Annotated in this window: 7 protein-coding genes and 1 pseudogene; 6 read left to right on the forward strand and 2 right to left on the reverse strand. The window is 68.4% G+C overall.

The genetic code is table 11. The annotated features are described in order from the left end of the window. Window positions 1–54: 54 nt before the first annotated feature. The 5 genes from BMZ83_RS10930 (at window position 55) to BMZ83_RS10950 (ending at window position 6,018) form a co-directional block, all read left to right on the forward strand. The gene (locus BMZ83_RS10930; protein WP_074878578.1) at window positions 55–2,217 is read left to right on the forward strand and encodes a (Fe-S)-binding protein; all 2,163 of its coding nucleotides are present in this window, start codon (window positions 55–57) and stop codon (window positions 2,215–2,217) included. Between the two features lie 74 nt (window positions 2,218–2,291). Then, window positions 2,292–4,013, forward strand: a complete 1,722-nt coding sequence (locus BMZ83_RS10935) for a radical SAM protein (RefSeq protein WP_074878580.1) — start codon at window positions 2,292–2,294, stop codon at window positions 4,011–4,013. Beyond that, window positions 4,013–4,810 (forward strand): MBL fold metallo-hydrolase, encoded by a 798-nt coding sequence (locus BMZ83_RS10940; protein ID WP_074878582.1) that lies wholly within the window; start codon window positions 4,013–4,015, stop codon window positions 4,808–4,810. Before BMZ83_RS10935 ends, BMZ83_RS10940 begins: the two co-directional genes overlap by 1 nt. Before the next feature lie 49 nt (window positions 4,811–4,859). Next, on the forward strand, window positions 4,860–5,540 hold the full coding sequence (locus BMZ83_RS10945) for a YkgJ family cysteine cluster protein (RefSeq protein ID WP_074878583.1): 681 nt from the start codon (window positions 4,860–4,862) through the stop codon (window positions 5,538–5,540). Between the two features lie 73 nt (window positions 5,541–5,613). Continuing rightward, window positions 5,614–6,018 carry a TRAM domain-containing protein gene (locus tag BMZ83_RS10950; RefSeq protein ID WP_074878585.1) on the forward strand — a complete coding sequence of 135 codons (405 nt, stop codon included), beginning with the start codon at window positions 5,614–5,616 and terminating at the stop codon, window positions 6,016–6,018. Here the strand turns inward: BMZ83_RS10950 and BMZ83_RS10955 are convergent, their stop codons facing one another. Then, the gene (locus BMZ83_RS10955; protein ID WP_074878587.1) at window positions 6,019–6,726 is read right to left on the reverse strand and encodes a class I SAM-dependent methyltransferase; all 708 of its coding nucleotides are present in this window, start codon (window positions 6,724–6,726) and stop codon (window positions 6,019–6,021) included. A gap of 87 nt (window positions 6,727–6,813) precedes the next feature. Beyond that, window positions 6,814–7,206, reverse strand: a complete 393-nt coding sequence (locus BMZ83_RS10960) for a PPOX class F420-dependent oxidoreductase (protein ID WP_074878589.1) — start codon at window positions 7,204–7,206, stop codon at window positions 6,814–6,816. Between the two features lie 101 nt (window positions 7,207–7,307). On the opposite strand from BMZ83_RS10960, the pseudogene BMZ83_RS10965 reads away from it, so the two are divergent. After that, window positions 7,308–7,595 (forward strand): annotated as a pseudogene (locus tag BMZ83_RS10965) (IS6 family transposase); the annotation flags it as partial.

Raw genomic sequence — 7,595 nt, forward strand, 5'->3', positions numbered from 1 at the left:
GGCAGTCGCTCGCAGTCGGCACCATTTAGGTGACGGCACCGCAGCACACAGGGTATGCTTGCACAGACGCGCGAGACGTTCTGGACGATTTCGCCGACGGGGAAGGCGGCCTTCTACTTCCTCGCGGCGGCGGCGATCCTCGTGTTCGCCGTCGGCGTCTACGAGCGCTTCCGGCGCTACGCACGGGCGAAGGAGGACCCGTTCCCGCGGCTGGACGACCTGCCGGGCCGCGTCGTCGACGCCGCGACCACGGTGCTCTCGAACCGGAACCAGTTCGACCGTGACCTGTACGCCGGGCTGATGCACGCGTTCATCCTGTGGGGGTTCCTGACGCTGCTCATCGGGACGACCATCCTCGGGTTCGACATGGACGTGTACCAGATCGTAACCGGCGCCTCGTTCTTCAAGGGCGACTTCTACCTCGCGTACTCGCTGGTGATGGACGCGATGGGGCTGCTGTTCGTCGTCGGCGTCGGCATGGCCATCTACAAGCGCTACAGCCAGCGCGAGGGGCGCCTCTGGGGCAGACACACGAGCCTGGAGGACGACGCGTTCGTCTGGACGCTGTTCGCGCTCGGGATCGGCGGCTACCTGCTCGAAGGCCTGCGCATTCGCGGGACGGGCTTTCCCGACTTCGAGACCGTGAGCTTCGTCGGCTACTTCGTCGCGATGGTGATCGAGGGCGTCGGCATCGACGCCGCCGGCGCCGAGGCGCTCTACTGGTGGGGCTGGTGGTCCCACTCGCTGATCGCCTTCGGCTTCGTCGCCTTCGTCCCCTACGCCAAGCCGTTCCACATGATCTCCAGTTTCGCGAACGTGGTCGTCAGCGACGACAAGGCCGGCGCACGCCTTCCCTCCGTCCCGGCCGACCTCGACGCCGACACCGGCGCCGAGTCCATCGACTCCTTCACCTGGAGCGAGACGCTGGACCAGGACGCCTGCACGAAATGTGGGCGCTGTTCCTCGGTCTGTCCCGCGAACGCGTCCGGCCGGAACCTCGATCCGCGTGACGTGATCCTCGACCTGAAGAGCTACCGCGAGGAGGTCGACGCCGGCGGCGAGGAGATCGACATCGTCGCCGACGGCGGCGAGTCGGTGATCGCCGCCGAGACGATGGAGTCCTGCCTCTCCTGTATGGCCTGCATGGACGCCTGCCCCGTCGACATCGAGCACCTGACCAGCTTCACGAAGATGAACCGCCAGCTCGTCGACACGGGCCAGGTGAACTCCGAGATGCAGGACGTCTTTCAGGACGTGATGCAGAAGGGCAACACGTTCGGCGACCCCAACCGCAAGCGCGGCGACTGGTCGGACGACCTGGAGTTCGACGTGACCGACGCCCGCGAGGAGGAGGTCGAGTACCTCTGGTACGTCGGCGACTACCCCAGCTTCGACGACCGCAACAAGAAGGTCGCCCGCGCGCTGGCCCGGGTGTTCGAGGCCGCGGACGTGAGCTACGGGATCCTGTTCGACGACGAGAAGCACGACGGCAACGACATCCGCCGCGTCGGCGAGGAGTTCCTCTACCTCGAACTCGCGGGCCACCACGTCGAGTCCTTCGAGGAGTGTGAGTTCGACCAGATCGTCTGCACCGACCCCCACTCGTTCAACACGATCAAGAACGAGTACCCCGAGATCGACTTCGCGGAGTTCGCCGACGACCCCGTGATGCCGTTCGAGTACGACGAGGAGTGGAACGCCGACGGCGAGATCGGCGTGTTCCACTGGACGCAGGTCGTCTCGGACCTCGTCGACGCCGGGCGACTCGACCTCTCGGGCGCGGATCTGGACTACACCGTCACCTACCACGACCCGTGCCACCTCGGCCGGTACAACGGCGAGTACGAGGCGCCCCGCCAACTCATCGAGGCCACGGGCTGTGAGCTCCACGAGATGCCCCGGAGCCGCGAGGACTCGTTCTGCTGTGGCGGCGGCGGCGGCGGCCTCTGGATGGAGTTCGACGACGAACCCAAACCCAGCGAGGAGCGCCTGCGCGAGGGCGTCGAGGACACCGCCGCGGGCGGCGAGATCGAGAAGTTCGTCGTCGCCTGTCCGATGTGTACGACGATGTTCGAGGACGGCCGCAAGACCGGCGGCTTCGAGGACGACCTCGAGATCGTCGACGTGGCCGAACTGCTGGAGGAGGCGCTGGACTCGCAGGGCGCGCTGGCGTCGGTCGGCGCCGACGACGGCACGACGGCCGCGAGCGCGGACTGAGTCGCTCGACCCCACCGAGACCCCCTCACGCCCCGCACCACACGCGTTTTACCCCTCGGCCGACAACCCGAGGTATGACCGACCCCGAGACGCTCTCCGTCACCATCGTCGACGGCTACGTCGACGAGCCGGCCCACTTCGGGGTGCCGCCGTACGTCTCCACCTACCCCCGGTTCACCGCCGGCGCGCTCGTCGACGCCGGCGTCCCCCGCGAGCAGATCACCTACCACACGATCGACGAACTCCGGGACGACCGGATGAAGTGGGGCGACGTGTCGACCGCCGACCTGTTCGTCTACGTGGGCGGGATGACCGTCCCCGGCAAGTACGTCGGCGGGACTCCCGCCGAACCCGACGAGGTGAAGGAACTCGCCTGGACCGCGAAGGGGACCACGCTGCTCGGCGGCCCCGTCCGCTTCGGCGTCGGCGAGGAGAACGCCGGCGCCCAGGAGATGGAGCGCAAGGACCTCGACTACGAGTTCGTCGCCAAGGGCGACATCGAGGCCGCGGCGTACGACCTCGTCGACTCCGGGCTGGAGGGGTTCAACGACCGGATGCGCGACAACGCGGAACTCGACCGCTGGGCCGCCGAGGGCGCGTTCGTCGTCGAACAGCACCCCAACCACCCCGACTACCTGATCGCGGAGATGGAGACCTCGCGGGGCTGTGCCTACCGCTGCTCGTTCTGTACCGAACCGCTCTACGGCAACCCCGCGTTCCGGACGCCGGACTCGGTCGTCGAGGAGGTCGACCGGCTCTCGGACCACGGCGTCGAACACTTCCGGCTCGGCCGACAGGCCGACATCCTCGCGTTCGGCGGCGACGGCGAGGCGCCCAACCCCGACGCGCTCCAGGAGCTCTACGGCGGGATCCGCGAGGTGGCGCCGGACCTGCAGACGCTCCACCTCGACAACATGAACCCCGTGACGATCACGGACTACCCCGAGGCGTCGCGGGAGGCGATCGAGATCATCGCCGAGCACAACACGCCCGGCGACACCGCCGCGTTCGGCCTGGAGTCGGCGGACCCCGTCGTGCAGGAGCAGAACAACCTGCTCGTCACCGCCGACGAGTGTCTGGAGGCAGTGCGGGTGGTGAACGAGGCCGGCGGCTGGCGGCCGGACGAGAACCGCCTCCCCAAACTGCTGCCGGGGATCAACCTCGTCCACGGGCTGGCGGGCGAGCGCCCGGAGACGTACGACCACAACCGACGGTTCCTGCGGCAGGTGTACGACGAGGGGCTGATGCTCCGCCGGATCAACATCCGGCAGGTGATGGCGTTCGCCGGCACGGAGATGGGCGACACGGGCGCGGACATCGCCAAGGAGCACAAGGAGCAGTTCCAGGAGTACAAGCGCGAGGTCCGCGAGCAGGTCGACAACCCGATGCTCCAGCGCGTCGTCCCGCCCGGGACGGTGCTGCCCGACGTGCATCTGGAGTACCACGAGGACGGCAAGACGTTCGGCCGCCAGCTCGGCACCTACCCGCTGCTCGTGGGGATCCCGGGCGAACGGGAGCTCGGCCGAGCGATCGACGTGGCGATCGTCGACCACGGCTACCGCTCGGTGACGGGCGTCCCGTACCCGCTCGACGTGAACGCGGCGTCGATGGACGAACTCGCGACGATCCCGGGCGTCAGCGACGGCCGCGCGGGCGACATCGTCGTCTCCCGCCCCTACGACTCGATCGAGGAGGCCACCGACGCCGCGGACGTGGACCTCTCGCTGTTCGCGACCGCGGACGACGCCGACGTGGACGTGACCCGAACGTTCGACCCCGGCAGTCGCGCGGACTGATGGTCGGGGAGTTCCCCGTCGAGCGCGTCCCGGTACCAGTTGAAACGCGCGCGCCGACCGGTACGACCAACGCCTACGTCGTCGGCGACTCGCCGGCGCTGCTCGTCGATCCCGCGGGGCGTACGGGTCGCCTCGACTCGCTCGTCGCCGAGCGCGAGATCGGCGCGGTCGCGGTCACCCACACCCACCCGGATCACGTCGGCGCCGTCGCGGAGTACGCCGCCGAGACCGGGGCGGCCCTGCTCGCCCGGCGCCCCGAACGCTTCGCTGACGCGACGGGCGTCGACCCCGACCGACAGATCACCGAGGGAAGCGAGATCGAGACCGGCGCCGGCACGGTGACGGTGCTCGACACGCCGGGTCACGCCGTCGACCACGTCGCGTTCGAACTCGGCGGGACCGTGCTCTGCGGCGACCTCGCGGTCGCCGAGGGCAGCGTCGTCGTCGGCGCGCCGGAGGGCGACCTGCGGGCATACCTCACCTCGCTGCGCCGGCTCCGGGCACGTGATCCCGACCGGCTGCTGCCGGGCCACGGGCCGGCGATGGACGGCGAGCCGGCGCCGCGGGCGAGCCTCGACCGGCTGATCGGCCACCGACTGGATCGCGAGCGGTCCGTCCTCGACGCGGTTCGGAACGGCGCGAGCGACCTCGGTTCGGTCGTCGACGCCGCCTACGACAAGGACCTCGCCGGCGTGCGCGACCTCGCGAAGGCGACCGTCCGGGCCCACGTCGAGAAACTGGCTGTCGAGGGTCGGGTGGACTGGAACCGCGAGAGCGGCCGCGTCCGGCCGGAGTGAGGCCACAGCGCGCCGACGACGTTTTCCCCCGCGGTCACCGAACCCGGGTGTGTCTCTAGAAGACGAGCTCGACCGTGCCCGCGGGCTCGACACCGCCGACCTCGCCGACGCCGTCGAGTCCCTCGGCTTCGAGTGCACGCGGTGTGGCGCCTGCTGTACCCGGGAGGAGACCCCCGACGGCGAGACCGAACCGCACACGGCGACCGTGTTCCCCGACGAGGTTCGGACGCTCCAGCGGGCCGGCGACGCCGACCGCGAGTGGCGCGACGTGGCGCGGCCGATGCCCTACGGGCTCTCCGAGGGCGACGACGGCGCCGAGGGGGAGACGTTCGAGTGGGCGCTCCAGACCGACGCCTGCGGCGACTGCACCTTCTACGAGGAGGAGGACGGCCTGGGGGCCTGTACGGTGCACGCGGACCGGCCGCTGATCTGTGAGACCTACCCCTTCAGCGTCGCGCTCGACGGCACCGCCGAACCGGCCGGCGACCCCGTCGACGCCGAGGGGCTCGTCCGCGCCCACGAGTGCGAAGGGCTGGGCCGGGAGATCAGCCGCGACGACGCCGAGGACCTCGCCGCGGCGCTGAAAGAGCGCGCCGTCAGGGAACTGGAGGAGGCGATCGCGCTACGGGAGCAGTACGACCCGGTCGACGTCGGCGACGGCGAGGTGGTGGTTCACGACTCCGAAGGCGCGAAACACGCGGACGGAACCTCGATCGAGCGGGCCGAGTGAACGCGAGTTCACCGCCCCGTGAGAGCGGTACACATATTACGGAGGCCCGACTGGTCGTACTCGAGTCTCAGCTATGGAGATCTCCGACGAACTACTCTGTCTGTTCAGTGCTACAGTCCGCGAGGAGGGCGACCGGTACGTCGTCGAAGTGCCCAAACGCGAGATCGAGCGCGGCTCGCTCGAGTCGGGCGACACCTACCGCGTCGCCCTGATCGACGGGGACGGCGACGGCGGCGGCGGGACGACGACCTCAACCACCCAGCATACGGGCGGCGAGGGCGAGCCCCAGCCACCCGTCGAGAAGGGCGAAGTGCGCTACGTCGAGGTGGAGGACATCGGCAAGCAGGGCGACGGGATCGCCCGCGTCGAGCGGGGGTACGTGATCATCGTCCCCGGTGCCGACGTGGGCGAGCGAGTGAAGATCGAGGTCTCCGAGGTGAAGTCGAACTTCGCCGTCGGGGAGATCATCGAGGAGTAGCTACCCGACCTGGGCGTTCCACCAGCTGACCGAGCAGAGCTTCTCGCCCAGCGGCGAGCTTCCGATCGCCGTGTCCAGCTTCCGGAACTGCCCCGCCATCGCGTCGGGGATCTTCCGGTAGAACCCGTAGGGGAGCACGAAGTCGTGGTCCGCGTCGGCGAGCTCAAGGTCCGCCGAGCCGAGGAGGTCTTCGACCTCGTCGCGGCCGTAGAGGTGTGACCCCATCGGCAGCAGTCGGTTGTAGAGCACGCGCGTGCTGAAGTCGTTGAACGTGTCGAAGAACACCTGGTCCTTCGAGACGCGGGCCATCTCCGCCATGAACTTCCGGGGGGTGGGCGCGAGGTGGAAGAACCGCATCGCGACCACCGCGTCGAAGTGATCGTCGGGGAAGGGGAGCCGTGCGGCGTCGCCGCGCATGAACTCCACGCGGTCGTCGACGCCGGCCTGTCGGGCCTTCTCGCGGCCCTGGGCCAGCATCGCGTCGGAGATGTCCAGCCCGACGATATCCGCGCCGCGTTCGGCCAGCATCACGGTGAACCGGCCGGTCCCGCAGGCGATCTCCAGTACGCTCCGGTCCTCGACGGGACCCACGGCGTCGAGCACCGCCTGCTTCTCCCGGCGGTCGATCAGGCGGCCGCCGCGGGAGAACCGCTTGGCGTCGTACTCCTCGGCGACGTCGTCGGCCTGGTACCACTCCTTTCCCTTCACGCTATCGGGAGTCACGTGCCGAACACTAAAACCGTACTGCTTGGCGAAGGCGCCGACGCCGGCGAGACGCGTCGAAGCCTCGGCCGCTCACCCGCTGGTCATGATCCGCTCGGTCGGGATCTTGATCAGCACCCGCGGGCCCGACTCCTCGCCGTGGTGTGGGTACTCCTCGACGTCGAAGTACCGCTGGGCGAGTTCGTCGATGTGTTCTTTCGCGCCCTCCTCGGTGAGTTCGGCCTCGCCGCGCACCGCGACGTAGCGGTACGGGTCGTCCGGGTCACAGACCGAGACCGCGACCTTCGGGTTGTGCCGGACGTTCTTCTCCTTCCGGCGCCCGCGGGCGGTGTTGATCAGCACGTACTCCCGGTCCTCGTGGTCGACCCAGACCGGCGTGACGTGGGGGAAGCCGTCGGGACCGACCGTGGAGACGTGCGCGAACGACTCCGACTCGAAGACGTCGACGTGAGACTCAGGTATCACGTTTCGGGGATGGCGCCGGGCCGAAGTAAGCGTTCGGCCGGTTCGGGCGGTCGTGTTTAGTTAAGCATGAAGAGTGAGGCGTGGTGATTTTGTGCTGATCTATGGCAGAAATCACACGCCTCAGCGGTCATAGCGACTGGATTGAGTTAGATTTTGTGGAGCGAGAGCGGACTCCGAGTGAGCTGATGAAACTCGGTATTCGGCTTCATCTGTCTGGACTATCACTTTCGAATACCATTCGAGAAATTGAGAAGTTCGGTGTCAATCGGTCACGGAAAGCCGTGCATGATTGGGTGCAGAAGGCCGATCTACAGCCGGCCGACGATGCCAGTCCGGATCACGTTGCGCTCGACGAAACGGTGATCCGAATCAATGGTCAGCAGTTCTGG

This window comes from Halolamina pelagica, assembly GCF_900115675.1.
Lineage (GTDB): Archaea > Halobacteriota > Halobacteria > Halobacteriales > Haloferacaceae > Halolamina > Halolamina pelagica.